Here is a 25,504-nt window from a genome sequence, read left to right on the forward strand (position 1 = left end):
GGTCCAGGTTGTCGCGCCCAAGCGCGCTCAAAGGTCTTCGCCGCGAAGATCTTCCTCCCGCCGGCTCTGTTGGCGGATCAGCAGTGACAGTTCGTGCAGGTGGTCCGACAGCAGGCCCACCAGGTCGTCCGCCGTGGCGATTCCGACCAGCAGGCCGAAATCATCGACTACCGGAATGCGTCGGATATTGGCGCGGCGCATATTGAGGATCACATCGAACAGGTCCTCGTTCTGGTTGGCGGTGATCAGAGGCCGGGGCAGCACATCGATTGCCTGCAGGTCTTCCTGATCCGGTGGGTTGCGCGCAATGATACGCAACGCCAGGTCGCGATCGGTGATCAGGCCGATAGGCCGACAACGCTCGCGGTCGACATGTTCGGCCAGCACCAGATCGCCGACATGGTACTGATTCATCATGCGCGCCGCGGCATAGATGGAGATACCGGGCGGTGCGGTGACCACGTCCCGGTTGCAGTATTTGCCAATGGACATCATGTTCTACCTCCACAGGCGGAGCCTCCTTGCTCCTCGATACAGTAAAAAGGGGTGATCATTTACCACTCTTGATCGGAATCACCTTTTCCGGATGGATGGCTTCGGCGCGTTTGGGCAGGTGCACCAGCAGCACGCTCTTGTTGAACTGGGCGTTGATCTTCTCGGCGTCGACTTCACGGGGCAGCTGGAAGACCCGTTCGAAGCTGCCGTAATGGCGCTCGGACAGGTGATATTCCTTGCGTTTTTCGTCCACTTCTTCGTGTTTCTCACCGCGGATCACCAGGTTGCCATTGGCGAGCTTGATCTCGATGTCCTTGTCATCCACGCCGGGCAACTCGGCACTGATGCGGTACTCCTCGGCCAGCTCGCTGATATCCATGGCCGGCATGCCGTGGCTGAACAGGTCACGCCGCCAGAAAGGCTCTAGATCGAACGGTGTGTGGCTGAACGGCATGCGCATCGGCCGCCGTCCGAAATCCTCGAACAGGCTGTCGATCTGACGGCGCAATTGCTGGAAGGGTCGCCACAGCTCCGAGGGTTCGACGCTGGGCGGCGAGGCGTTGGCGGGCTGGGTGGCGACCGGGGTAACAGGCACTTTTTTGGCAACTTCTGACATGGCGACCTCCTAGAATGAATAATGCCTCCCAGGGAGACCCCTCGAATGTGCGCCGTCGGGCAAAGCACCGTTTGATCTTTATCAACCACGAGGCGCCCCCTGCGCCAGCCGGTTTGATCCTGGTCAAGATGCCGCAGCGGCCACGACCTAGGCTGATATCAGCAAGATATGCTTACAGTGCGAGGCAGCCATGAATCAGGATGGCGGTGCCAGTGTCCGCTTGCTGCAAACGTTGCCAGGCCCAGGCATCCAGCAGTTCGTGCGCCTGGCCCTGTGCCGCCAGCCGTGCAGCGAGGCAATGGCAGGCCAGTACTGCCTGCTCGGCCGTGGTACCGAATGCTGGCCGTGCAGCTACGTGACCCTGCCTGGTGTCGCCGGGCAATTCATCGTCAGCATCCATCATGCACAGCCATTGGGTAAGCCGGGGGAACAGTTCGATTATTCCGGGCCGCTTGGCAGCGCCTGGCCGCTGCCCCTGCAAAGCGAACGGTTGCTGGCCATCAGTCGCGCCGACGGCCTGCTGCCCTTGCTGGGCGCGCTGGATGAGATCCGCTGCTGGCTGCCCCGGGTCCAGGTGCAGCTGTCACATAACGGCATTGCCGCCGATCTGCTGCCAGAGGAGTGCCAAACCTGGCTGGCGGCGCTTTCGCCAGTGCCGCGCGACAACAGCGGTGGCGGATGGCAAACCCGGCGCTTGCTGACCCGCTTTGCCCCGGACACGGTGTACTGTTGCGCACCGTCACAGGTGGCGCGCCAGGTGGCCCGGCTGTGCTGGCAAACAGGTGTGGCGCCGCAGCGCATCTGGATACGCATGGATCATCTGCCATGCCCGATCGGGGCGGAGCACCTCGCTGAAGGCTGGCCAGTGCAACGCTATGACCGGCTGCTTGCCGCGCTCAAGTGGGCTCCTCCAGACGAGTCAGGTTGACCAGGCCTTGCATGTCGGTGAGCCTGACCTCACGCCCGGCGCACTGCATGAACCCTGCATGAATGAACCGGCTGAACAATCGGCTGACCGTTTCCAGCGTGAGGTCCAGGTAGTTGGCGATATCACCGCGGGACATGGGCAGGGTGAACATATCTGCCCGCAGCCCGCGTGCCTGGTAGCGCGTGGACATGTCCAGCAGAAAGATCGCCAGCCGCTGATCGGCACGCCCGTGACAGCAGCGCAGGTGCTCGTCCTTGCCCTGGATCCCCAGGCTGAGCATGTGCAGCAACTGGTAGCGCAGCCCCGGGATCTGGCCGGACAGGTCCACCAACTGGTCCAGCCTGATCGAGCACACCAGCGAGAGTTCCAGGGCAATGGCAAAGCTTCGGTAATGACTGGCACCGATAGCGTCCAGCCCGAGCATCTCGCCCGGCAGGAGGAAGCCGGTGACCCGCTCGCTGCCCTCGGTATCGAGCAGAAAATTCTTGATCGCCCCGGAGCGCAAGGCAAATACGTGCTCCATGGGTTCGTTGGCCTTGAACAGGTACTCACCCCGCTTCAACGGCCGGTTACGGCGGACAATTCGCTCCAGCTTGTCCACTTCGTCGGCACTGAGGCTGGCGGGCAGGCAAAGCCGGCTCAACGAGCACGCAAGGCACTTCACATGGGGCCTTGCCCCCATTTCCGCAGAGCCTGACATGACGATGCCTCCGCTTTTTTGCAGGCGGGCATCTAATCAAGTTAGCGGCTGCACTGAACGCTGGCGGTCCGTCCGACCAAGGGTCGGACGCTACCTGATGCGACTTGATGAAGATCAAGCCGCCACTTGCTTATGCCCGCATGCTCAAGCATCGAACGCTTAGTTGCAGCCCGACTGTTTGCCGGGGCGCTATCTGCCAATAAGGTGAAAGAGCATGCAAATCAGTAAGTTGCTGGTGATTGTGGGTGACGAGGATCGTTATGATCCGGCGATCGAACAGGCGGTGGAGCTGGCGCAGGTCATCGGCGCCTCGGTGACCCTGGCCATCCAGCCAGCGCCTGCTGCGCAGGCCAGGCACATTGACAACCTGAGCCGGCAGAAAAGCCTGGTCAAAGGGTTCCTCGACCGCGGCATCCACGTGGAGCCCGAGGTCAGGCGAATCAAGCCCTCGGCCAAAGCGCTGGTCAAGCTGGCCAGGGCATGCGACGCCGACCTGGTGATCCTGCAAGCTCAAGTGAACGGGGACCTCGCTTTCGGCCTCGAACTCATGCGGCTTGCGCCCTGCCCCGTGTTGTTCGCACGGGAACGGGCAGCGCCTGGCCAAGCCAAGCTGTTCGTCGCGGCGCCAGCCAGTTGCGAAGACCTGGACGATGGCGTCGCGAACGCCGAGGTCGTCGAAACCGCGAGGCTCATAAGCCATGCGCGCAAGGCGAAGATGCATCTGTTCTCCGTCTATGACCAGGCCGCCTTGCTGCGCCACAGCGAGCACTACAGCCTGGCGGAAATCCCCTCGTACGAAACCCTGGCAAGCGCATGCAAACATTTCGCCGCGCAGCTGGGGGTACCTGACGTTCATCACCACCTGATCGTCGGCTCAGGCGCACACACCCTCTGTGCCTATGCCAATCGCTGCGGCTACGACACCGTGGTGATCACCAGCCCTCACCGCGCCTGGCAGTTCGCGACCCTTGAATACCTGCTGGGCAGCCTCACCTGCAGCTTGCTGGTGGTCCACGCCAAGGCGCGCCAGCAGCAGTTGGCCATAGCGGGATCGCATGCGTTGCACGACCCGCTTGTTCTGTCGCTTTGACAGGTGATGAGTGACGCAATTGACAAGTGTCAAGTCAGCGAATGGCCCGCTGCCGACACTGAACTTCCTGGTTCATTCGACATAGAGGACATTGCCATGGCGCCCGCCGAGACTTCCCGTGTGCACACAACGCCTTCGTTCCCCAAGCCTTCGGGTGAACACTGGATCGAAGCCCTTGAAAACGGCGTTCACGTGTTGATCAGGCCCTTGCAGGCCCAGGACCGTGAACGCGAAAAAGCCTTCATCGAACGGCTATCGCCCGAATCACGGCATTTCCGCTTCCTGTGCCAGCTCAGGGAGCCCGGTGAAGCCATGCTCGACCAGCTGATGAAGGTCGACCAGGATCGCCAGGCGGCCTACGTCGCCCTCTCCCACGTGGATGGCGAATTGCAGGAAGTGGGCATTTCCCGCTACGCCACCGCCAGTGGCAAGGATGAGTGCGAATTTGCCGTTACCGTCATGGACAGCTGGCAGCACCATGGCCTGGGTCGCCTGCTGCTCAAGCACCTGATCGATCATGCCCGGGCCAAGGGCTTGCGGCAGATGTATTCGGTCGACGCGGCAGCCAACCATGCGATGCGCGACCTGGCCAAGGCGGCGGGGTTCACCACCGCCGCCGACCCGGATGACCCCAGCCAGGTCATTCACCGGCTCTCGCTGATCTGACCCTGGGCCGCCGCACCTTGACGGGTCAAGGTGCGGCGGCCCGACTACGGGAGTCACCCATGAACGGCCCTTCGAACAGTGCTACCGGGCCCTCTACCGAGGCTCGACGGCTTCCTGGAACCTGCGCGACCGGCACATGTTCGAGCCTGCCTCAGCGACTGGCGTGACCCCCAGCGCAAGGAGCTGCGCCATGTGTTGTCCACGGCGCTCCTCGAACGCGCCGCGTCAGCTCCTCGGTTTCGCTGGCGACCACGGCGTCGAACACCGCAGGCTTTACCGGACAGGCCCGCAGCATGTCGTCGTTGAGCACCGTGACTGCGCCGCTGGCTATCGCCCCCATGGCGAACTCGGGGTGAAACGGCATGCCGAGCTTGCGCACCACCAGCAGGTCCAGGGGCACATCGAGGGCGGTCGCCACTTCGAAAGCCACCGGAACGCCACCACGCGGCAATGCGAGCACGATCACGTCGTGCCTGCCCGCGTAACGGGCCAGGGGCTCGACCAGGCATCGTCCCGCCTGGGTCCGGTCGGCAAACACGGTGGGCTGGGCAAGATCATGGGACATCAACACCTCCCGCGCCGCGATGGGCGCCTGTCATTGCAGCATCCGATGGTGCCAGTGAGGGTTCAAGGCGTGACTGCACGTCCCTCCTCGGGCAACAGGTCGAACTGCGCGAGGCAACGCTGCTCATCCGCGGGGGTCAACGCCTTCAGGCCACTCACCTCCTGCAGGGGCGTTTCGAACAGGGCCAGGCGCAGCACCCCGTTGCGCTCCAGAAAGGTCTGAGCCATGCACGTGCACACGGGTTTGCCGACCAGCGCCGCGAGCTTCTCATCCTCTGGTACGTCGACCTGGGCCTGCAGGTTGGCCGTGCAGTTTTCCACGATCTGCGCCACGGAGCGCCCGGCCAGCCACACGGTGCCAGTACCGAGCAGGACCAGCAGCAGCAACACACTCATCAACCGGTTCGATTCCTGGGTAATCGAACGGAGCAACGCCAACCTGGCCTGCCAACCCGTCTCCTGGCCATTGAAAATGGCCTTGCCGACCGTGCGTCTGAAGCCCCGCTGCACCGCCCACCCCAGCGCGACACTCAACGCCAGCAGGCTCAGGAGCACCGCCGGATCGCGCATGGGCATGCGCCAGCTGGGGCTCGATGCGCGGTACACCGACGCGGCGACGAGCAATGCCACGATGGCCACGATCCAGCCCAGGCTGCCCTTGGGTCTGTGCATCCAGGCCCGCAGTTTCGCCCTTGCTTGCGTACTCATGATTCACCTCCCGCGCCTGGCTAGCGCACCGGGTCGATGGCGACGGTTTCCTGATATTCCGGCACGCAGACCTGCCAGCCGAGTTCGAGGCTGATGCGCCGGCGCAAGGTGTCGGCAGCGTGCGGCTCGCCATGAATGACATAGGTCTGCCGCGGCGGCCGGGCAAAGCCACGCAACCACTCCATGATTTCGTCGGCGTCGGCATGCGCGGAGAGGTTCTCCATGGCATGCACCTGTGCCCTTATCGGCACGTCTTCGCCGTGCAGGCGCACGCTGCGCGCACCGGCGACGATATCGGCCCCCCGCGTGCCGCCGGCCTGGAAGCCCGAGAACAGGATGCTGTTGCGTGGGTTGGGGGCCAGTGCCTTGAGGTGGTGCAGCACCCGGCCACCGGTGGCCATGCCGCTGGCGGCAATGATCACCGCAGGCTCGCGCAGCTGGTCCAGGTGCCTGGACTCATCGACCGTACGCACGATATGCGTGCCTTGGCACATGGCGGCGCATTCGGCTGCAGTCAGCCGATGTTCGCTGCGGTACTGCTGGTAAAGGGCGGTGGCGTCGGTGGCCATCGGGCTGTTCAGGTAGACCGGGATATCCGGGATCAGCCGGTCGCGCTTGAGCGTGTACAGGTAATACATCAGCAACTGGGCGCGGCCGACGGCAAACGATGGCACCAGGGTGATGCCATGGCGCAACAGCGTTTCATTGATGACCTTGGCCAGGTACTGTGCGGTCGACTCTTCAGGGTGCTGGCGATCACCGTAGGTCGATTCGATCAGCAGTACGTCGGCCGTCCTGACCAGCTCAGGCGCACGCATGATCGGGTCCTTAGGGCGCCCCAGGTCCCCCGAGAACAGCACGGTCTGGCCTTCGGCGCTGATCTGCACCGTCGCCGCACCGAGGATATGCCCGGCGGTGCGCATCAGCAGCTGCATGCCATCGGCGATCGGCAATGGCTGATGCAGCTCCACTGGCTGCAGCAGGGCCAGGGCCTGCCTGGCATCCTGCTCGGTATAGAGCGGGCGCGCTGGCGTGTGCTTGGAGTAGCCATGGCGATTGGCATGCTCGGCCTGCTCCTCCTGCAAACGCGCACTGTCCAGCAACAGGATCTGCGCCAGGGCACAGGTGGCCGGGGTGGCGTAGATCGGCCCGCGGTAGCCCTCCCGCGCCAGCACCGGCAGATAGCCGCTGTGGTCAAGGTGGGCGTGGGTCAGCACCACCGCATCAAGCGCACGCAGGGCCGGTGACAGCGGCTCCCAGTTGCGCAGGCGCAGTTGCTTGAAGCCCTGGAACAGCCCGCAGTCGACCAGTACCCGCGTGCTGTCGCGGGTCAGCAGGAATTTGCTACCGGTCACGGTTCCGGTGCCGCCAAGAAAGGTCAATTGCATGGCTCAAGGCTCCCACTGCTCGGCTACGTCGGGGTGCACCGCAAGGACACTGCAGGGCGGGTGGCTGACGATCCGTTCGGTGGTATCGCCCAACAGCTTGTCCAGCCCTTTGGGCTGCACGACGCCCATCACCAACGCATCGATATCCAGCGCAGCCACCTGTTCACGGATGACCTGCACCGGCCCGCCTTCCATGAAATGCCTGCGCTCCGGCGCGACGCCCTCGGCGTCGGCCAAGGCCTCGAAGGGTTCCTGCAGCGCTGCGCGCATCTCCTCGATCCAGGCCTGGGTCACATGCATGTCGGCGGCAAACACGCCCGCCAGGTTGTAGGCCGACAACAGGTGCAAGGGCGCATCGCACTGCAGCGCCAATGCCTGGGCGGCGCGAATGAGCCCACGGTTGAAGTGTTCCTGCAGCGCAGGCGTCTCGCTGAACGCGGTATCCACGCAAACCAGGATCCGCCGCGGCAGCGTCACGGCGTCCCGCGGCACGAAGTGGGTGATGACCTTCAAGCTGCGCATCAAGGCACAGTCCAGCGGCGTGCCGAACAGCCGCGCCAGGGCCGAGGCATTTTCGCTGTCCTTGAGCAGCATGTCAGGCTGCAGTTCGCTGATGTAGTCAATGGCCGTGCTTCGGATATCGTCGGCGTTCAGGCTATCGACCGTCAGCGTGATGCCACTGCCACGATGATGCTCGACCAAGCTCTCCAGCTTTGCCCGATAGCGTTCGTACTGGCGCTTGATGTCGGCTTCGTTGAGCCGCTCCTCGCGCAGCAGGTGCTCCTCGGTCGGCTCGAACAGCCCCAGCACATGCACGCTGGCAGCACTGACGTGTGCCAGGGCCAAGGCCCTGCGCAACGCCGCTGAATGCGCATCGACCTCGGTGAGCAGCACCAGCAGTTGACGGTATTGACCCATGATGAACCTCCGGGCTTGCGCGACTGGGGGGTGATGCAGGCGATGTTCCGCGCCCAGCCGCGCTGGCGCTTGATGCAGATCAGAAAACCGCCATCGGCGCTGAACTTGACCATTGTCAGAACCGAACCGGTCGGCCACGTTACAACGGCTGCACCAGTTACCGATCAGGCCAGCGGGAGGCAGCATGAACGAGCAGCAGATCGAACAGGCGCAAGCCGGTGAACATTGGGTCGAAACGCTTGACGACGGTGCAGCCGTGCTGATCCGCCCGCTGCGCGAGGACGACCACGAACGGGACAAGCGCTTTCTGAGCACCATCGCCTACGAGGCCAGGCGCTTTCGTTTCATCGCCGGGCTCAGTGGTGCAATGCCCAGCCTCGACCCGCGCTGGATGCCGGTCGATCAGCATCAGCGCATGGCCTATGTCGCACTCGCCCATGTGGATGGCAAGTTGCAGCAGGTCGGCGTCAGCCGCTATGCCGGCATGGCGGGCAGCCTGAGCTGCGAATGCGCGGTTGCGGTCAGCGAGGGCTGGCAGCGCAAAGGCCTGGGCCGGCGCCTGCTGCAGCACCTGATCGAGGCGGCACGGCGCAATGGCTACCAGAGCATGGTATCCCGGGACCTGGCGAGCAACTACGCCATGCACCGCCTGACCAAGGCGCTAGGCTTCACCTCGCGTTACCTGGGCGGCGACGTCAGCGAAATCATCCATGAGCTGGACCTCAACGCCTGAGCGACAAGGCCCTGAAGGGCCTTGTGCGTCATCCCTGTGAATGCTCGGGCGAGATCACCAGCACACTGCTGGACAACCGGTGCATGACACGCTCCGCGGTACTGCCGATGAACCAGCCGATACCATGGTGGTGATAGCTGCCCATCACCAGCACGTCGATGTCATGGCTATCCATGAACAAGGCCAGGACCTTGGCTGGATCGCCCATGTGCATGTGGCGGTGCTCGCTGGCGATGCCATTGCGCTCGGCCAGCGCCTGGAAGGCCTCACTCTGGGCTTCGTGAAGGGTCTGGGCGAGGTTGGAGTCGAATACGAACGAATGCTCACGGCTACCGCCGGCGTCCAGGTACATCGACCCCAGGTCGTAGACGTAGAGCAAGTCGATCTGGGCGTTGCACTGCAAGGCCAGTTTCAGTGCCTCGCTGATGATCTGGTCATTGAAGCCTTCATACTGGTCTTCGGGCCTGGACAGGTCGACGGCCGCCAGTATCCTGCGCGGCAAGGCGTGGCTGGCTTTGTGTACCAGGTGCAACGGTATGCGCGTATCGCGCAACAGCTGGACATCCAGCGAGGTGAACATGGCGCGTATCCACCAGGGCTCGTGCTCGAACTCCTTGATCAGCATGGCAAACGGTTGCTCGCGCAAATGCACCAGGATCTCGTTCAGCGGATGCAGCACCCAGACCACTTCGGTGGTGACCGTGATGCCAGTGCGCCGCATTGGTAGCGCCTGGCTTTCCAGCCACTCGCGGTGCTGGCGCACATAACCATCGCGCATCACCGCCAGGGCCTGGTCATTGACCAGGCCCGCCGTGGCCAGCCCCTCGAGGTAGTCGAAAGCGACGATGTGCAACGCCATGCCCTTGGCCTTGGCCAATGCTGCAGCGCGATCATAGACCGGGGTTCGGCGCATCAGGGGCGACGCGATCAGCAAGAGTCGTTGCGGGTTGTCCATGGCACACCTCTGCAGTTGGGAAGCATGCCTCGATGATCTGCCATCGCCTTGAGCGCGACTTGACGTTTATCAACTCACGCTTCGTGTCGACGAACGGTGATTCAGCCCAAGCGGGAACTTGATGCGGATCAACCATTCCTGGCAAATCCGGCGCACGCTGACCCTGGACCAAGAAAAAATTACTGAGCCTCGGTACACCTGCCCTGGCCCTCATGTAATCGCCAGGGAGGCCTTCGTTTTGCAGTGCCCGCAGTTGTCTGGCGGATCGAGGCTCCGATGAACGTCTACGTCGAGAAAAACACCGAACACAACCGCTGGTGGGTACGCCTGGATGACTGCCGGGTGAGCTTCAATACGGCCACTGAAGCCGAACAATTCGCCGAGCGATTGCTTGCCCGCATCAACGCCCCCCACTCGTTTGACAGGCTAGCCCCCTCCTTCAGCCGCACCGGCTCGGCTGAACGCCGATGCGCGAAGGGGGCCTGACGATGTCTGGTCAACTGAAGGTCACGCTGCTCGATCAACCCGATGCATCGCACGCGGCAACCCCCATACACCTGAGGCCGCTGACGTCGCTGTGCAAGGACTGCCGCGTCAGCGGCCTGTGCCTGCCCACCGGCTTGCCGCTCAACGACAACAGTTGCCTGGGCACGCTGATTGGGCCCCGTATGCGTATTCGCAAGGGCGCCGCGCTGTTCAATGCCGATGTCCCTCTCACCACGCTCTATGCGTTGCGCTGCGGCAGTTTCAAGACCAGCCTCAACACCATCGAAGGCCAGGGCGTGGTGATCAATTTCTGGATGCCGGGTGACGTGCTCGGCCTCGATGCCATTGCCACCGAACGCCATGTCTGCGACGCCATAGCCCTGGAAGACAGCGAAGTCTGCCCGGTGCCCTACCGCCGCCTGCAAACCCTGGCGCGGGCCTATCCCGACCTGCAGCAAAGCCTGAATCGCTTGATGAGCAGGGAAATCGTACGTGAGCACCAGCGCGTACTGATGCTGTGCAACCTCACCGCCGAACAACGGCTGGCCAACTTCCTGGTGGGGCTGTCCAGATGCTTCGTCAGCCGCGGTTACTCGGCCCATGGCTTCATGTTGCGCATGTCTCGCGAGGACATGGCCTCGTACCTGGGTTTGCGCCTGGAAACCGTGTGCCGCTCTGTCGCCCGCCTGCGCGCACTGCACATCGTCAGCCTGCAAGGCAGGCTGGTGGAGATACTCGACATGCCTGCGCTGATGGCGCTGCAGCAGGGCGGCGCTGACAGCGTAAGCGCGGACAAGCCGAAGCCACCCTGCCAGACCCCGTAAATGTGGGCCTTGGCAACGCGGCCGGGGGGCATTGACCTGCTCAGCCCTTGGGTGACGTGCTGCCCTGCCACAGTGATTCAAGTGGGCTCAGGCTGGAATCGTTCGCCGGGGACGCGATGATAGTCCGCGCCGGCTATGGCTCTTAGAAATGCACGGTCGGCGAGGCGCCGTAGATCCCGCCACTCGCGCCAGCCAATGAGTCCCAAGCGGTCCATCTCGTCGGCCTGGCCAAGCAGCGCTTCGTGGTGGCTGCTTGGGCAATTACGCCTGCGCTCGACATCGTCATAGACCATGAACCAACGGTTCACTGCAACCAGACGGCGCTGTTCCTGGCTGATCTGCTGGTTGATCGCGTTCATCTCGCCTGCCCTCGCACGCTTTGACTGTCGAGCACACAGCTGTGAATAGGTTCAGCTGGGACAGGTCAGCGGTGTGACCGCATGGCACCTAAGTGCATGCTGGGGCGCTGGTCAATCCAGTTTTTACGCTTTGACTCGACCTGCATGTGTGTTCTGCCGTGTCCATGATCACCACTGAACAACTTGGTCTGAACTTTGACCGCCCACCAGGCTTCCCCTGCATACCCCCACGATTTTTTGTGATGCAGGAGCGAACAGCATGAGAGCACTGACTTACCACGGCGCTAACGATGTCAGGGTCGATACCGTCCCTGACCCGATCATCACCGAAGCGGACGACATCATCCTGAGGGTGACCGCCACCGCCATCTGCGGATCCGACCTTCACCTCTATCACGGCAAGATCCCGGCAACGGAGCACGGCGACATCTTCGGCCACGAGTTCATGGGCATCGTCGAAGAGGTCGGCAAAGACGTGACCAACCTGCAGGTTGGCGACCGCGTCGTGATCCCGTTCGTCATCGCGTGTGGCAGCTGCTTCTTCTGCCAGCACGATCTGTTTGCCGCCTGCGAAACGACCAACACCGGGCGGGGAGCGATCCTCAACAAGAAGGGCATTCCACCCGGCGCAGCGCTGTTTGGCTACAGCCACTTGTACGGCGGCGTGCCGGGAGGCCAAGCCGATTATGTCAGGGTGCCGAAGGGCAACGTCGGGCCGTTCAAAGTCCCGACGAGCCTCGCTGATGACAAAGTGCTGTTCCTCTCCGACATCCTGCCCACCGCCTGGCAAGCTGTGGTCAATGCCCAGATCGGCCAAGGCTCGTCGGTGGCGATCTATGGCGCGGGGCCGGTGGGGCTGCTGAGTGCCGCCTGCGCACGGATGCTGGGCGCTCACACCATTTTCATGGTGGATGACAACGACTACCGGCTGGCCTATGCCCAGGATGCCTACGGCGTCATCCCGATCAATTTCGAAAAGGATGACGACCCTGCCGACAGCATCATCCGCCAGACACCCGGTATGCGCGGCGTCGACGCAGTCATCGATGCCGTCGGGTTCGAAGCCAAGGGCAGCACCACGGAAACCGTCATGACGGCCCTGAAGCTGGAGGGCAGCAGCGGCAAGGCGCTGCGTCAGAGCATCGCGGCGGTGCGACGTGGCGGCGTGGTCAGCGTGCCAGGTGTCTATGCCGGGTTCATCCACGGCTTCCTGTTCGGAGATGCCTTTGACAAGGGCCTGACCTTCAAGATGGGGCAGACCCATGTTCAAAAGTACCTTCCCGAGCTGCTCGAGCATATCGAAGCAGGACGGCTGCAGCCGGAATTGATCGTGACCCATCGCCTCGCGCTGGAAGAGGCAGCCCTGGGCTACAAGATGTTCGATCAGAAAGAGGATAACTGCCGCAAGGTGATCCTTGTTCCAGGGGCGGCATCCGGGACGCTCGGCCCCGACTACGTTTAAGCGCACAGGAGCTTGCACCATGATTGATCAAGCGACAGGAATGAAGCCAGGTGAGCGCTATTGTGTCGAAAACATCGAGCGGGCCCATCAGTTCCCCGGCTTCTTTCAGGATGGCAAGTATTACCTGGGCCCGGAGCTGTTGACGGCGGTTGGATGGCTGGAGGGTGACCGGTTCATCTACGACAGTCTGGATGCTCAAGGAGAGCCCGTATTCCCCGATCGGGTGGCCGGCACCATCAGCAACCTGACGTTGAAGCTGGTGGACGGCACCACCCTCCAGCTGTCACCCATCGAGGACAGTGAGCCCTGCACGGCGCCGATGAACACCTCCGTCGCCCCCGACCAGCCTCCGCCATTGACCGGCTCGCCGATCAAGGGCCCGCTGCGTGGCAAGGTGGTGGTGATCACTGGCGCGTCCAGCGGCATAGGGCGAGCCGCTGCCCATGCCTTTGCCTGTAAAGGCGCTCGTCTGGTGCTGGCGGCACGGGATGAGGAAGCGCTGTTTCAAACGCTGGACGAATGCACCGATTGCGGCACCGACGCGGTGGCCGTGACCACCGACATGACCCAAAGCGACCAGGTACAAGCCTTGGCAGCCCGCGCTGCCGAATTTGGCCATGGCCGCATAGACATCTGGGTAAACAATGCAGGTGTGGGAGCGGTGGGGAGTTTCGAGGAGACACCGCTTGAAGCGCATGAGCAGGTGATTCAGACCGATTTGCTGGGCTACCTACGAGGGGCTCACGTTGCGCTGCCCTACTTCAAGCAGCAAGGCAGCGGCATACTGATAAACACCCTGTCATTGGGCAGCTGGCTAGCCCAACCTTATGCCGCCGCCTATTCGGCCAGCAAGTTCGGCTTGCGCGGGCTCACCGAGGCATTGCGGGGCGAGCTTACCGAGTTCCCCGATATCCACGTCTGCGACATCTACCCCGCCGTGATGGATACCCCCGGCTTCCGCGACGGTGGCAACTACACCGGTCATGCCCTCAAACCGCCAGGGCCAATCTACGACCCTGAGCGGGTGGCAAAGGCCATGGTGGCCTGCGCGATCTCGCCTCGCGCCAACACTACCGTCGGCGCAAGCGCCCGCATCGCCCATTTGGCCAGCTACCTGGTGCCCGGGCTGCCGGTACTGTCCGGGTGGCTTGCCCGCAGGGGCCTGCAGCGCAGTCCCAGTGCCGAAAAGTCCTCAGGCAATCTGTTCGAGCCACCCAGTGGCCATCGAAGTGTCGAAGGCGGATGGCGAACGCCCAAAGACAAAACCCCGCTGCTGCTCAGCGCAGCGGTTATCGGTTTCCTTGCAGGCTTTGTCATTACCCATTCGCAACGACGGCGCGGCTGACCGAACCCGACGAACCAACCCGACATTGCGGGACCATTGAGAACGGAGAATCAACGATGAGCACACAATTGAACGGCAAGCGCGTGGCCTTTCTGGTCACCGATGGTTTTGAACAGGTCGAGCTGACCGGGCCGCGTGACGCCTTGACAGAACGCGGAGCTGTGGTCGACATCCTGGCTGACAAGGAAGGAACGGTACGCGGCTGGAACCACGACAAGCCTGCGGACGCGTTTGAGGTGGATGCCACCTTTGACAGTGCCCACCTCGATCTTTACGACGCGATCGTGTTACCTGGCGGCGTACAGAATTCCGACACGATCCGGCTGATTCCGGGGGCACAGAAGCTGGTGAAAAGTCACCACTCGGCCGGCAAGCCGCTGGCGGTGATCTGCCACGGCGCCTGGCTGCTGGTATCGACGGGCCTGACACAGGGCAAGCGGATGACCAGTTACAAGACATTACAGGACGACATCCGCAACGCAGGCGGCAACTGGGTGGATGAGCAAGTGGTGGTGGATGGCAACCTGATCAGCAGCCGCCAGCCGGACGATATCCCGGCCTTCAATGAGCAATTGATCAAGGCTCTGGCCAGCTGAGCCCCCTTCTGCAACCGGCCCCTTGCCGTGCATTGCCTGCATCGACAACGGGGCCTTGCCCTGCCGATTCATGCCAGCTGAATGTAGACCGAGTAGCTGCCCAGCACGACCCAGAAACAAAGGAATATCCACGGCGTGCGCAAGGAAAACAGCAGCGATTTGCGGTGGCCTGCCTGCGAAGTCTCGACCTCGCAAAACAGCGGTGACTCGTCATAAGCCAGCCCCATCAACGGTTCACTGCGCAGCAGATGACTCTGTTTCAGCTGCCAGTGTTCAATGATGCGATAAGCAGCACGAATGCCTGGCCAAGCGTTGAGCGAACTCAGCACGCCGAGCAACGCAAGAAAGGCGGGCACGACCAGGGTGAACATCTCACCCCACCCTTGGTTGAGGTTGCCCATCGAAGACACGAACGCGATGACCAGGAACGACTGGGCCGCCAGGTAGGCGTCTGTCCGGTTGGCCAGGATGCTGGTCTCGTACTGGATTTCCTTGCGGTAGAAATCCAGGCGTTCCTTGGGCGAACCGAACATCCTGGCGTTACGCTCCTCCTGCTCGTGCTCGGGTGTGCTGGGCGTGATGATACGGGGCACTCGATTCCTCCTGGGTCAGCAACGGCGTACTGAGAAGACTGGCATCTCTCAGGTAGAGCTGAGCCCTTTGTCGAAAATTCAGTGCAATTGGCCGAACACTCCGTCCGTCGCGGCGACAGCCAATTACGTCCAACACTTTGCTCGGTGCTGTTTCAAACGGATACATCCGTTCGTTAATGCAGGAGCTACCACCATGAGTGACTACCCCACCCCGCCCTTCCCTTCACAACCGCAAGCGGTGCCCGGATCGCAGCGCCGGATGGATCCGTATCCGGACTGCGGCGAACAGACCTATGCAGGGCATGACCGGCTTGCCGGCAAGGTCGCCTTGATCACCGGTGCCGACAGCGGTATCGGCCGCGCTGTGGCCATCGCCTACGCTCGCGAAGGCGCTGATGTCGCCATTGCCTACCTCGACGAGCATGACGATGCTCAGGAGACGGCCCGCTGGGTGGAAGCAGCGGGTCGCAAATGCCTGCTGCTCCCCGGTGACCTGGCGCAAAAGCAGCATTGCTATGACATTGTCGACAAGACCGTTGAACAGTTCGGCCGCATCGACGTGCTGGTCAACAACGCAGCGTTCCAGATGTCTCACGAAACCCTCGATGAAATCGACGACGATGAATGGCTGATGACCTTCAACGTCAACATCACGGCCATCTTCCGCATCTGCCAACGGGCGTTGCCCTCGATGCCCAAAGGCAGCTCGATCATCAATACCAGCTCGGTGAATTCCGATGATCCTTCGCCGCAACTGCTGGCGTACGCCACGACCAAAGGTGCCATCGCAAACTTCACGGCTGGGCTGGCCCAGCTTCTGGGCAAGAAGGGCATACGGGTGAACTGCGTGGCGCCGGGCCCGATCTGGACGCCTTTGATACCCGCCACCATGCCGGATGAGGCGGTCAAGAATTTCGGTTCCAGCTACCCCATGGGGCGGCCTGGCCAACCGGTCGAAGTCGCGCCGATTTACGTTCTGCTTGCCTCGGACGAGGCCAGCTACATCAGCGGGTCACGTTATGCCGTGACGGGCGGTAAACCGATCCTCTAGCCAAAAAAGGGCTCGCCTCGCGGCGAGCCCTGCCCGCTACCCTTTGCTGTGTTCGGGTGAGGTCGGACCCGTGCCGCGCTTGATCCCGCGCGGGCCAGCGACGCCCCATATGGCAAGCCCGACGACGGGCAGCACGATAAGTATCAACGACCACATCACCTTGACTGCGTCAGATTTGTCGCTGCGAAACACACTGACAATCGCCCATAGATCGACCAGCAGAATGATGGCCGCCACGGCAATCCAGAAATACGTTGCGAGATCGCCCATTTGCTTGTCTCCATTGTTCCGTTTGAGTAGCCGCAGCGTTTCGATACCGGTTTATGCCGAAGGTCCGCTGCCCCTAAACAAGTGAAGGCAGCAAGCCGGACAAAGTTCAGGCGAGGTGTCAGGCTTGGGACAGGCGGACCTAACAATGGCTGAACCAATCGCGCAACGGCTGCGTCAACAGCGAAAGAACAAGCGAGTCGAAACCCTCATGACGTCCGATCCTGTACTGGCCGCGATTGGCTATCTCAAAGACCATCAGTTGATCCTTTCCACTGCTGAATCGTGCACGGCAGGTTGCATGGTAGCCATGTTGGCGGCAGTCCCCGGCACCGGCGAGGTGCTGGAAAGTGGCTATGTCGTGTATTCGCCCAGTGCAAAAAAGCGCCTGTTGGGCGTCAGTGGCGAAACGATCGAGCGCTACGGGCTGACCAGCGAGCCGGTGGCCTGGGAAATGGCCCTGGGTGCGTTGCGAGACAGCGACGCCACTGTGGTGATTGCCACCACCGGCGTCGCCGGGCCCGGCCCTGAGTCCGGGGTGCCACCCGGGACGATGTGCTTTGCCTGGGCCTTTGCCGGCGAGCCTGTCGCGGTCTTTACCCGAACCCAGCGTTTCTTTGGCCAGAGGATGGATGTGATGCGCCAGGGCGCGCAATTCGGCCTCACGCGCCTGGCTCACTATCACCAACGCTGGCTTCGCGGCGAACGTGCCTGAGGGCCAGTGAAATGGCGGACGATGAGCTGTGCTCCAGGCGTCACCCCGTCCAAGAGAACATGCCAATGCAGCAGCGCGTCTGGCGCTTCGAACGTGTCGGTTGGTATGTGCTGGTGATCATCGTCTTGCTTGCCTTGGCCGGGCTGTTTGGTAACGGCCCGTTGAGCGATGCCGAGGCGGTAAGCCAGGATGGCCGCTTGAAGGTCGAATACCAGCGCCTCAGCCGCAGCGGTACGACCGACAGCCTGTTCATCACCGTCCAAGGCGTACCGGGCAAACCGGTCATGGTCGAACTGGCGGGATCACTGCTTCGCCAGGCCAGTATCGAGACGATGCAGCCCGAGCCGCAGGTCTCGATGTCCCATGGCCCCGCCGTGCTCTTGCAACTGGGTACGACAAATGATGGCGTGGCCACCCTGTACCTGACGCTACGCAGCGAGCACGTCGGTACTTTGCAAGGCGTCGTGAGGGTAGGCTCGCAGACTGAAGTCCATTTTTCCACATTCCTCTACCCATAGGAGTGCGTCATGGATTCGATCCTCCGCGCAGCCGGAATGTACCTCGCCCTGATGCTGCTGTTCCGCATAGCCGGGCGGCGCTCGCTGGCCGACCTGACCACCTTCGATTTCGTCCTGCTGCTGATCATTGGCGAGGCGACCCAGCAGGCGCTGCTGGGCGAAGACTTTTCGTTCACCAATGCCATGCTGGTGATCGCCACATTGATCGTGCTGGATGTCGGCCTGTCGCTGGCCAAACTGAACGCCCGCCCCCTTGCACGCTTGCTGGATGGCCACGCAACCCTGGTGGTCGAGCATGGGCAGTTTCTGCACCAGCGAATGCGCCGAGCCCGGTTGACCGAGGACGACATTCTGGAATCAGCTCGCGACAGCCAAGGACTGGAATCGGTGCAACAGATCAAGTTTGCGATTGTGGAGCGAAACGGAAAAATATCGATAATCGCAAACGAATGACTGCCTCCGGTTATCGCATCAATATCGCTTGATGGGGTTCTATGGTAGGCACCGCTGCGACATTACGACACGTGCCAAGCCAGAGCCTCATTTTTTCTGCATCGAAGATCTGGCCCTCCTCCATCATCGAGGCAATCAGCGCCTGGGACATTCGGTAACACCCACAGCGTGGGCAGTTTCGCTCTTCCCAGCCGACCGTACATTGGACAGACACCGCACTTCCTGCGCAGATAAGGCAGCTCATGAAGCCCCCGTGTTTATTGTGGTTGGAAATAATTTTGATCTGTAAAAATCTATGAGAATTCCATGCCAATAACGGCGTGAAGACGAGCGGCGCTGGGTCAATGACGAATATTGGCCAGGGCGACGGATCGGCCCTGGCCACTGCAACGATCAGTCAAGAGTGGGTTGAGAACTTCTTGACGTCCACTGGCGGAGCAACAAACTCCGGGCCTTCCCCGGCAGCTCGCCATTTCACATCGGAAATGCCATAGCGCTCTGCCATGGGCCGGCTGACCTTCTTGATCTTGTGCTGGCCAAAACGAGGAATGATGCCGACCCCGGCATCACAGCTCGCCCAATGCCACGCTTCGGCGTTGTCCATCTTGTCCAGCCGGATGATGAATGTGCGGTATTCACTCCTGAGCGCATACTCGATCACGAAAAGTTGCTGACCTGCCATCGGACTCTCCTTTTACGATTCACGATCTAGGAGCAGCGCGTGCAAGAAAAGATTCAGTGAAACTGCACGACCGTATACGTCGCATATTACCCAGCGCCCGATACTTGCCGAGCGCATCACACCCCGGATCGAAGTGGCCTGGACTCTCCGTCCCGCCAGTGCGCTGATCAATTGCATTGAACCCCGCAGCTTGTGGCCCACTCCATCGAAGGCAACCGTGATTTTTCCCAGCCCCTGAAGAGGTGCCCCATGAATGCAATCGAACTGCTGATCCAGGACCATCAACTGGTGAAGAAACTGCTCGAGGAACTGTCCTCGACCACCGAACGTGCAGTGAAGAAACGCGCCGAGCTGCTGGAACGCATAAAGCAGGAAGTCACCATCCATACAGCCCTGGAAGAAGAGATCCTGTACCCGGCGATCAAGCAGGCTGGCGGCAAGGAAGAGGCAAAGATGTACTACGAGGCCAAGGAGGAACACCGCACGGTCGACTCGCTGGTCCTGCCCGACCTGCTGGAGACCGAGACCGGAAGCGTGGAATTCGCCGGCCGGGTCAAAGTGATGAAAGAGCTGCTGGAACACCATATCGAGGAAGAAGAGAGCGAGTTGTTCCCCACCGCTCGCAAGCTGCTGGGCAAGCAGCAACTGGAGGACATGGGCCAGGCCATGGAAGCCCAAAAGAAACTGCTCAAGGGTGAACAGCGCGCCGCCTGACCAACCCCCAGCGTGCCCCCTCCGGGCGCGCTGGCCCGGGCTTACCGGGTGGGCAATCGGCGCTGGGCAATTTATATCGAAACGCAATCGCTCGGATGTCGCAGGATGAATGACTGGATCGACTTTCTCGAATGGCCCGCCATGGCCCTCACCGTACTGGCTGCCTGGTGCATCGGCTCACGGCGCCCAGGCCGACGCAAGCTCGGGTTCTGCTGCTTCATTGCCAGCAACGTGCTGTGGGGGGTGTGGGGCTGGCAGGCACAGGCCTGGGCGTTGATCATCCTTCAGGTCTGCCTGTGCGTGATGAACCTGCGGGGTTGGAAAAAGAACACGGCGATGCAAACGGGCTGAACGCCCAGCCCCATCGCCGGGCATTCAGCCACACGCTTACGGCCCTGCTGCTTCGACACTTGCCACCTCGCCCTCGCTGGCTAAACGCCGCGCATAGCCAACGCCCCAGACCAGTGCCCGGCTCATGGTTTCGCCGGGGCGCTGATGATAGACCCGTTCACACAGCATCGAGCCGTCTGCCCGATAGACGCCGATGAACAGCTGGGTAGCGCCTGTCCGTGACAAACGCGACTGCACCTCAAGGCAGACCCCGTTGTCGAGTGCTTCCTCATGGGTTTGGTGGTGCAAGATCGGGTCGCACCACTGCCGATAGGTTTCGCCTCGTCTTTTCATCTGCTTGTCCTCTGCACGGTTGTCAGCGGTAGATCGCTTGCTGTGGGCCAACACTCCAAATCAAATGCCAGTGTCGGACGGCCGGCCAGATGCACTGTTTGCAGCCACGACGCCTGGAATTTGCCGAAACCGAGAAATCCAATCGACCTGTGGGGCCTGTTGGGCGTCCCAACAAGAGAACCTTGGCTAATCAATCGGGCAAACCAGAGGTGAGGCTCACATGAACGAACGCATCATCGCCTTTTTCACCGATACCACCGTATTTGGTATCTCCATCCTCAACCTGCTGCTGGCACTGACCGTGGCCGTCCTGACCTTCCTGGTCTCCCGCGCTGCGATCAGTTTTTTGCTGCACCGGGTGAGGCGCTGGTCCGAGCATGACGGCGCGTTGAGCCAGGTGCTGGCCAAGGTGCTGTCAGGCACCAGCAATCTCCTCCTGTTCCTGGCCTCGCTGCTGGTGGGCCTGGGCATGCTCGACCTGCCCGAGCGCTGGCTGACCCGGGTCGGCAGCCTGTGGTTCGTGGTCGCTGCATTGCAGATCGGCCTTTGGGCCAACCGCGCCATCGGCCTGGGCCTGGGCCACTACTTCGCCCGCCACCGCGCCGATGGCCTGAACCAGGGCAGCGCACTGGCCACGCTGTCAGCCTGGGGCGCGCGGGTGCTGCTGTGGTCGGTGGTGCTGCTGGCAATGCTGTCCAACCTGGGGGTGAACATCACCGCGTTCGTCGCCAGCCTGGGCGTGGGAGGCATCGCGGTGGCGCTTGCCGTGCAGAACATCCTCGGCGACCTGTTCGCTTCGTTGTCGATCGCCGTGGACAAGCCCTTCGAGGTCGGCGACTTCATCGTCATCGGGCCGCTGGCCGGGAGCGTCGAACACGTCGGCCTGAAGACCACACGCATCCGCAGCCTCGGCGGCGAGCAGATCGTCATGGCCAACGCCAGCATGATCAGCAGCACCATCCAGAACTACAAGCGTCTGCAGGAGCGACGCATCGTCTTCGAGTTCGGCCTGTCCTACGACACGCCCACCGAGGCGGTGAAGAAAGCGCCGGGTATTGTCGAAGAGGCCATCAAGGGCCAGGAACAGGTGCGTTTCGACCGCGCCCACCTGCGCGGTTTCGGCAAGGAGGCGCTGGAATTCGAATGCGTGTACATCGTCAAGGACCCTGGCTACAACCTGTACATGGACATCCAGCAGGCAATCAACTTCAGGCTGCTCGAACGCTTCTCGAAAATCGGCGCCAAGTTCGCAGTACCGGTGCGCGCAATCAAGGTCACCGCATTGCCACACGAGGCCGACGTGCAGGGCCAGGGGCGCGACAGCCTCGGTATCAGAGGGGCCTGACTCCATGGCCTCCGCTCGTCGGCGCCATCGCACAGGTTGCCCCACGGGCAGGCCCAACCAAAGGTAAACCCCTTAATGGAGACAGACCATGAAGATCATCAAGCCTCATTCGTTGTTACTGGCGCTGTGTCTTGGCGCCAGCGCCCCGTTGGTACTGGCGGCGACTGACCTGAACGACCAACGCGCCCCAGGTACGCAGACCCAGGACAGCGGCCACATGAATGGCAACGGCGGAGCTACCGGCTCCGGAACGCCTGGGGATGGCATGGGTACCGGCTCTGGGGGTACCGATAGCAATGGCACGGACAATACCGGAGGTGACGGCACTACCAACGGCTCAGGTACCGGTAGCGGTACCGGCAACGGTACCGGCGGTGGCAACGGCAGTGGCGGCTCGGGCGCAGGCGGCTCAGGTGGTGCATCAGGTGGCGGTAGCTCCGGCGGTTGATGGCAGTCTCAACAAGCCGGGCTAGCGAGCGGCAGGCGCCCGTTAGCCCGCTGAACCCATGCCGCTCATGACGCAGTCACCACCCGCCTGGCGTCCCTGCGCACAGCTTGCGGGGGGACGCCATAGCCGCGCATGAAGGCCTCACGCATGTGCCGCCGATCCCTGAAGCCGGCCTCCTTCGCCACCACGTCCAGGCTGTGCCTGCTCTGCTCGATCAGCAGCCTGGCCGCTTCAAGCCGCAAGCTCTCCACGGCCTTGGCCGGTGACTGTCCGGTCTCGGCGGTGAATACCCGGGTGAACTGCCGGGGGCTCAAATGCACAGCTTCGGCGAGTTCCTCGACACTCAACGGCCGACTCAGGTGCTTGCGCGCATAATCCAGTGCGCTCTGGATCCGATCCGACTTTGGCGAAAGGGTCAACAGTTCGGAATGTTGCGATTGCCCACCCGAGCGGCGTTGATGCATCACCAGCTTGCGTGCCACTGACCTGGCCATGTCGGTTCCCAGGTCCTTTTCCACCATGCCAAGTGCCATATCCAGGGCGGCGGTCATGCCAGCCGAGGTCCAGATCTGCCCATCGACGATAAAGATCCGATCATCTTCCACCTCGATTTTCGGATGCAGCTCACGCAACTTTTTCGCATAGGCCCAGTGCGTCGTGGCTCGCCGGTTATCCAGCACGCCCGCCTGGGCCAGGATGAAACAACCGGTACACAGGCCTGCGGTACGACGAGCGCCGTCGACGAAGCCTCGCACGCTGGCCAACACTTGCTCGCTCGGCGGCGTCAGCGGGGTCAAGGTCCCGGTGATCATCCAGGTGTCGGCCAGACCAGGCGCGCCCAGCGGTAGCGTGTCCATGTACATCCCTAGCGAAGAGCGCACCGTGCCACCCTCGATGGAAAAGTTCTGGATCTTGTAAACCGCTTCGCCTGCGACGATGTTCGCGAACTCGAATACCGACTGCGTCGCCAGCGACATGATCTGGAAACCTTCGGTGATGAGGTAGCCGACCCGGTGCATGATTAGCGCTCCTTGTTCAATGTCCTGAAACCGTACCATATACGTCGTTCAAGACAAAAGCGACCTGCTCCATCATGGCGCTACACCCAACCAGGAGCACTACCATGACCCAGCCATTCAAAGGCACCGCCCTCATCACCGGCGCTTCCACCGGCATTGGTTCCATCTACGCGGAACGTTTGGCACGCCGAGGTTACGACCTGGTGCTGGTCGCACGGAACCGCGAACGCCTCAATACGCTGGCCAGCCGGCTCACCACGCAAACCCAGCAGAACGTGGAGGTGTTCCCGGCAGACCTGGCCGACGCCGATGACCTGGCCAGGGTGGAACGCAAACTGCGTGAGGACGCCAGCATCAGCCTGTTGGTGAACAACGCGGGCATCGGCACTCACACCAGCCTGCTGGAAAGTGATGTCGAGCGCATGGCCGAAATGATCAGCCTCAACGTCACCGCCCTCACCCGCCTCACCTATGCGGCCGTCCCAGGCTTCGTGGCGCGCAAGCAAGGCGCCGTCATCAACATCTCGTCGATCGTCAGCCTGGCGCCGGAGCTGCTCAACGGCGTGTACGGCGCCAGCAAGGCCTATGTCACCGCCTTTACCCAGTCGCTGCACAAGGAGCTTGCGGACCAGGGCATCAGGGTCCAGGCAGTCCTGCCCGGGGCCACGGCGACCGACTTCTGGCAGATCGGCGGTTTGCCGGTCGAGAACCTGGATCCCGCCATCGTCATGTCGGCCCAGGACCTGGTGGACGGCGCCTTGCAGGACTTCGACGACAATGTGGTGATTTCCATCCCGTCGATGCATGACCTACAACCGTTCGAACGCTATGAAGCCAGCCGCAAGGCCCTGCTCGGTCAGCTGTCCAATAACCAGCTGGCTCCCCGCTACAACGCCAGGTGATCCCGTTCACCGGGTGAAGCGAGCCAGCGCGGTCGTGGCTGCTTCACCCGATTTTCATCCCAAGCGATAAAGTCTTACTCCATTCAGGCTGTGTCTTGAATGAATCGAAACCAATAGCCTGCACGCACTTTTCACATCACTGGAGGTAGCGCCCATGAAAGCCGTCGTTTATAACCAGCCCGGTTTGCCTATCCAAGACCCGCAATCGCTCTACGACGCGGAACTCCCCGCACCCAAGCCTGGCGCCCGGGATCTGCTGGTGGAGGTCAAGGCGATTGCCGTAAACCCTGTCGACACGAAAATCCGTGCAAGCCGTGGCGGTGAGCTGCCGCAAGTTCTGGGCTGGGATGCGGTTGGCGTCGTCCGCGCGACCGGCGCTGAAGTGACCTTGTTCCAAGCGGGTGATGAGGTGTTCTATGCCGGCGCCATCGATCGCCCCGGCAGCTACAGCGAGCTGCATGTCGTCGATGAGCGCATCGTCGGGCACAAACCGCGCAGCCTGGACAACGCAAGCGCCGCTGCCTTGCCGCTGACCTCCATCACCGCATGGGAATTGCTGTTCGACCGCCTGGGTATCGAAGAGAACGCGGGCAAGGGCCAGCGTCTGCTGGTTATCGGAGCTGCTGGTGGCGTCGGTTCGATCCTCGTTCAGCTGGCCCGCAAGCTCACGCAACTGACCGTCATCGGCACCGCCTCACGGCCTGAAACCCAAGCGTGGGTGAACGAGCTGGGCGCCCATCACGTCATCGACCACACCCAGTCTATCCCGCTCCAGCTCGAAGCGCTCAAGCTCAACCCGGTCGACTATGTGGTCAGCCTGACGCACACCGACACCTACCTTACCCAGTTGGTCGAAGTGCTGCGGCCCCAAGGCAAGCTCGCGCTGATTGACGACCCCGCACAGCTGGATGTGATGCCGCTCAAACGCAAGTCGCTTTCGTTGCACTGGGAGCTCATGTTCACGCGTTCGCTGTACAAGACCGAGGACATGATCAAGCAGCACCAGCTGCTCGAACGTGTTGCGCAGCTGGTTGACCAGGGGGAGATCAAAACCACCCTTGGCGAACATTTCGGTACGATCAGCGCCGAGAACCTCAAGCGCGCACATGGCCTGGTCGAAAGCGGTAAAGCCAAAGGGAAGATCGTGCTGGAAGGTTTCTGACCCGCTACGCACAAAGCGAAAAGTGGAGGCTGTCGCGAGCGCGGTCAGCCCTCCAACAGGCGAGATCGGTTAGCTGAAAGCGTCGCGCAGCAGCGAGCCTCCGCGCCTCGATGGAAGG

The 25,504-nt window shown here is 62.0% G+C and carries 32 protein-coding genes and 1 pseudogene; 19 read left to right on the plus strand and 14 right to left on the minus strand.

Translation table 11 applies throughout. The features are described 5' to 3' along the window. Positions 1–27: 27 nt before the first annotated feature. Together APH33_RS25095 and APH33_RS25100 are read right to left on the minus strand one after the other, a co-directional pair. Positions 28–492, minus strand: a complete 465-nt coding sequence (locus APH33_RS25095) for a CBS domain-containing protein (protein ID WP_054887799.1) — start codon at positions 490–492, stop codon at positions 28–30. Positions 493–550: 58 nt separating this feature from the next. Beyond that, on the minus strand, positions 551–1,111 hold the full coding sequence (locus tag APH33_RS25100; RefSeq protein WP_054887734.1) for an Hsp20/alpha crystallin family protein: 561 nt from the start codon (positions 1,109–1,111) through the stop codon (positions 551–553). Positions 1,112–1,301: 190 nt separating this feature from the next. On the opposite strand from APH33_RS25100, the gene APH33_RS25105 reads away from it, so the two are divergent. Beyond that, on the plus strand, positions 1,302–2,039 hold the full coding sequence (locus tag APH33_RS25105) for a hypothetical protein (protein WP_054887735.1): 738 nt from the start codon (positions 1,302–1,304) through the stop codon (positions 2,037–2,039). On the opposite strand, the gene fnrB is transcribed toward APH33_RS25105, so the two are convergent. Then, entirely contained in the window at positions 2,008–2,739 is a 732-nt protein-coding gene (gene fnrB, locus APH33_RS25110) for a Crp/Fnr family transcriptional regulator FnrB (protein WP_054887736.1), read from the minus strand. The genes APH33_RS25105 and fnrB overlap by 32 nt on opposite strands. 214 nt (positions 2,740–2,953) lie before the next feature. Between fnrB and APH33_RS25115 the strand changes: the two genes are divergently transcribed. Further along, positions 2,954–3,829, plus strand: coding sequence for a universal stress protein (locus APH33_RS25115; RefSeq protein WP_054887737.1), 876 nt, complete (start codon positions 2,954–2,956; stop codon positions 3,827–3,829). Between the two features lie 96 nt (positions 3,830–3,925). Continuing rightward, positions 3,926–4,495: a GNAT family N-acetyltransferase gene (locus tag APH33_RS25120; RefSeq protein ID WP_054887738.1), complete on the plus strand. Its 570-nt coding sequence runs from the start codon at positions 3,926–3,928 to the stop codon at positions 4,493–4,495. A gap of 211 nt (positions 4,496–4,706) precedes the next feature. On the opposite strand, the pseudogene APH33_RS25125 reads toward APH33_RS25120, so the two are convergent. The 4 genes and pseudogenes from APH33_RS25125 to APH33_RS25140 form a co-directional block, all read right to left on the minus strand. Further along, positions 4,707–5,060: pseudogene (locus APH33_RS25125) on the minus strand (phosphoribosyltransferase); the annotation flags it as partial. 62 nt (positions 5,061–5,122) lie between these two features. Beyond that, positions 5,123–5,767, minus strand: coding sequence for a hypothetical protein (locus APH33_RS25130; RefSeq protein ID WP_256218746.1), 645 nt, complete (start codon positions 5,765–5,767; stop codon positions 5,123–5,125). A gap of 20 nt (positions 5,768–5,787) precedes the next feature. Then, positions 5,788–7,155, minus strand: a complete 1,368-nt coding sequence (locus APH33_RS25135) for an MBL fold metallo-hydrolase RNA specificity domain-containing protein (protein ID WP_054887739.1) — start codon at positions 7,153–7,155, stop codon at positions 5,788–5,790. Positions 7,156–7,158: 3 nt separating this feature from the next. Further along, positions 7,159–8,073, minus strand: a complete 915-nt coding sequence (locus tag APH33_RS25140) for a universal stress protein (protein ID WP_054887740.1) — start codon at positions 8,071–8,073, stop codon at positions 7,159–7,161. 184 nt (positions 8,074–8,257) lie between these two features. On the opposite strand from APH33_RS25140, the gene APH33_RS25145 reads away from it, so the two are divergent. Then, entirely contained in the window at positions 8,258–8,806 is a 549-nt protein-coding gene (locus tag APH33_RS25145) for a GNAT family N-acetyltransferase (RefSeq protein ID WP_054887741.1), read from the plus strand. Between the two features lie 28 nt (positions 8,807–8,834). On the opposite strand, the gene APH33_RS25150 is transcribed toward APH33_RS25145, so the two are convergent. After that, the gene (locus APH33_RS25150; protein ID WP_054887742.1) at positions 8,835–9,761 is read right to left on the minus strand and encodes a universal stress protein; all 927 of its coding nucleotides are present in this window, start codon (positions 9,759–9,761) and stop codon (positions 8,835–8,837) included. A 276-nt stretch (positions 9,762–10,037) separates the two neighbouring features. On the opposite strand from APH33_RS25150, the gene APH33_RS25155 reads away from it, so the two are divergent. Then, complete coding sequence (locus APH33_RS25155) at positions 10,038–10,247, plus strand: hypothetical protein (RefSeq protein ID WP_054887743.1); 210 nt, start codon at positions 10,038–10,040, stop codon at positions 10,245–10,247. A 2-nt stretch (positions 10,248–10,249) separates the two neighbouring features. After that, complete coding sequence (locus APH33_RS25160) at positions 10,250–11,071, plus strand: helix-turn-helix domain-containing protein (protein WP_054887801.1); 822 nt, start codon at positions 10,250–10,252, stop codon at positions 11,069–11,071. A gap of 77 nt (positions 11,072–11,148) precedes the next feature. On the opposite strand, the gene APH33_RS25165 is transcribed toward APH33_RS25160, so the two are convergent. Then, entirely contained in the window at positions 11,149–11,430 is a 282-nt protein-coding gene (locus APH33_RS25165) for a hypothetical protein (protein ID WP_054887744.1), read from the minus strand. A gap of 259 nt (positions 11,431–11,689) precedes the next feature. Here APH33_RS25165 and APH33_RS25170 point away from each other — a divergent pair, with 259 nt between their 5' ends. The 3 genes from APH33_RS25170 to APH33_RS25180 are packed head-to-tail and all read left to right on the plus strand — an operon-like array spanning position 11,690 to position 14,833. After that, entirely contained in the window at positions 11,690–12,892 is a 1,203-nt protein-coding gene (locus APH33_RS25170) for a zinc-dependent alcohol dehydrogenase (protein WP_054887745.1), read from the plus strand. A 19-nt stretch (positions 12,893–12,911) separates the two neighbouring features. Beyond that, the gene (locus tag APH33_RS25175; protein WP_054887746.1) at positions 12,912–14,237 is read left to right on the plus strand and encodes an SDR family oxidoreductase; all 1,326 of its coding nucleotides are present in this window, start codon (positions 12,912–12,914) and stop codon (positions 14,235–14,237) included. 56 nt (positions 14,238–14,293) lie between these two features. Further along, positions 14,294–14,833, plus strand: a complete 540-nt coding sequence (locus tag APH33_RS25180; protein WP_054887747.1) for a type 1 glutamine amidotransferase domain-containing protein — start codon at positions 14,294–14,296, stop codon at positions 14,831–14,833. Between the two features lie 68 nt (positions 14,834–14,901). On the opposite strand, the gene APH33_RS25185 is transcribed toward APH33_RS25180, so the two are convergent. Next, positions 14,902–15,426, minus strand: a complete 525-nt coding sequence (locus tag APH33_RS25185; protein WP_054887748.1) for a hypothetical protein — start codon at positions 15,424–15,426, stop codon at positions 14,902–14,904. A gap of 193 nt (positions 15,427–15,619) precedes the next feature. On the opposite strand from APH33_RS25185, the gene APH33_RS25190 reads away from it, so the two are divergent. After that, positions 15,620–16,477: a glucose 1-dehydrogenase gene (locus tag APH33_RS25190; protein ID WP_054887749.1), complete on the plus strand. Its 858-nt coding sequence runs from the start codon at positions 15,620–15,622 to the stop codon at positions 16,475–16,477. A gap of 36 nt (positions 16,478–16,513) precedes the next feature. Here APH33_RS25190 and APH33_RS25195 read toward each other — a convergent pair whose 3' ends face one another. After that, positions 16,514–16,747, minus strand: a complete 234-nt coding sequence (locus APH33_RS25195; RefSeq protein ID WP_054887750.1) for a PLD nuclease N-terminal domain-containing protein — start codon at positions 16,745–16,747, stop codon at positions 16,514–16,516. A gap of 208 nt (positions 16,748–16,955) precedes the next feature. Between APH33_RS25195 and APH33_RS25200 the strand changes: the two genes are divergently transcribed. The 3 genes from APH33_RS25200 to APH33_RS25210 all read left to right on the plus strand — a co-directional run bounded on the left by APH33_RS25200 (position 16,956) and on the right by APH33_RS25210 (position 18,430). Further along, on the plus strand, positions 16,956–17,459 hold the full coding sequence (locus APH33_RS25200; RefSeq protein ID WP_054887802.1) for a CinA family protein: 504 nt from the start codon (positions 16,956–16,958) through the stop codon (positions 17,457–17,459). A 65-nt stretch (positions 17,460–17,524) separates the two neighbouring features. Next, entirely contained in the window at positions 17,525–17,977 is a 453-nt protein-coding gene (locus tag APH33_RS25205) for a hypothetical protein (RefSeq protein ID WP_082433702.1), read from the plus strand. A 9-nt stretch (positions 17,978–17,986) separates the two neighbouring features. Continuing rightward, positions 17,987–18,430, plus strand: coding sequence for a DUF421 domain-containing protein (locus APH33_RS25210; protein WP_054887752.1), 444 nt, complete (start codon positions 17,987–17,989; stop codon positions 18,428–18,430). A 397-nt stretch (positions 18,431–18,827) separates the two neighbouring features. Here the strand turns inward: APH33_RS25210 and APH33_RS25215 are convergent, their stop codons facing one another. After that, positions 18,828–19,112, minus strand: coding sequence for a DUF6555 family protein (locus APH33_RS25215; RefSeq protein ID WP_054887753.1), 285 nt, complete (start codon positions 19,110–19,112; stop codon positions 18,828–18,830). 249 nt (positions 19,113–19,361) lie between these two features. Here APH33_RS25215 and APH33_RS25220 point away from each other — a divergent pair, with 249 nt between their 5' ends. After that, positions 19,362–19,826, plus strand: coding sequence for a hemerythrin domain-containing protein (locus APH33_RS25220; protein ID WP_054887754.1), 465 nt, complete (start codon positions 19,362–19,364; stop codon positions 19,824–19,826). Positions 19,827–19,931: 105 nt separating this feature from the next. Beyond that, positions 19,932–20,177 (plus strand): hypothetical protein, encoded by a 246-nt coding sequence (locus APH33_RS25225; protein WP_054887755.1) that lies wholly within the window; start codon positions 19,932–19,934, stop codon positions 20,175–20,177. A 36-nt stretch (positions 20,178–20,213) separates the two neighbouring features. Here APH33_RS25225 and APH33_RS25230 read toward each other — a convergent pair whose 3' ends face one another. After that, positions 20,214–20,510, minus strand: coding sequence for a hypothetical protein (locus APH33_RS25230; RefSeq protein ID WP_054887756.1), 297 nt, complete (start codon positions 20,508–20,510; stop codon positions 20,214–20,216). Positions 20,511–20,730: 220 nt separating this feature from the next. Between APH33_RS25230 and APH33_RS25235 the strand changes: the two genes are divergently transcribed. Both APH33_RS25235 and APH33_RS25240 read left to right on the plus strand, forming a co-directional pair. After that, positions 20,731–21,855: a mechanosensitive ion channel family protein gene (locus tag APH33_RS25235; protein ID WP_054887757.1), complete on the plus strand. Its 1,125-nt coding sequence runs from the start codon at positions 20,731–20,733 to the stop codon at positions 21,853–21,855. Between the two features lie 88 nt (positions 21,856–21,943). Further along, the gene (locus APH33_RS25240; protein ID WP_054887758.1) at positions 21,944–22,303 is read left to right on the plus strand and encodes a hypothetical protein; all 360 of its coding nucleotides are present in this window, start codon (positions 21,944–21,946) and stop codon (positions 22,301–22,303) included. 65 nt (positions 22,304–22,368) lie between these two features. Here the strand turns inward: APH33_RS25240 and APH33_RS25245 are convergent, their stop codons facing one another. Beyond that, complete coding sequence (locus APH33_RS25245; protein WP_054887759.1) at positions 22,369–23,322, minus strand: GlxA family transcriptional regulator; 954 nt, start codon at positions 23,320–23,322, stop codon at positions 22,369–22,371. Between the two features lie 104 nt (positions 23,323–23,426). Here APH33_RS25245 and APH33_RS25250 point away from each other — a divergent pair, with 104 nt between their 5' ends. Both APH33_RS25250 and APH33_RS25255 read left to right on the plus strand, forming a co-directional pair. Then, positions 23,427–24,224 carry an SDR family oxidoreductase gene (locus tag APH33_RS25250; protein ID WP_054887760.1) on the plus strand — a complete coding sequence of 266 codons (798 nt, stop codon included), beginning with the start codon at positions 23,427–23,429 and terminating at the stop codon, positions 24,222–24,224. A gap of 154 nt (positions 24,225–24,378) precedes the next feature. After that, positions 24,379–25,386 (plus strand): zinc-binding alcohol dehydrogenase family protein, encoded by a 1,008-nt coding sequence (locus APH33_RS25255; protein WP_054887761.1) that lies wholly within the window; start codon positions 24,379–24,381, stop codon positions 25,384–25,386. Positions 25,387–25,504: the final 118 nt, after the last annotated feature.

Origin of the sequence: Pseudomonas sp. NBRC 111130 (assembly GCF_001320485.1) — a bacterium.
GTDB lineage: Bacteria > Pseudomonadota > Gammaproteobacteria > Pseudomonadales > Pseudomonadaceae > Aquipseudomonas > Aquipseudomonas vlassakiae.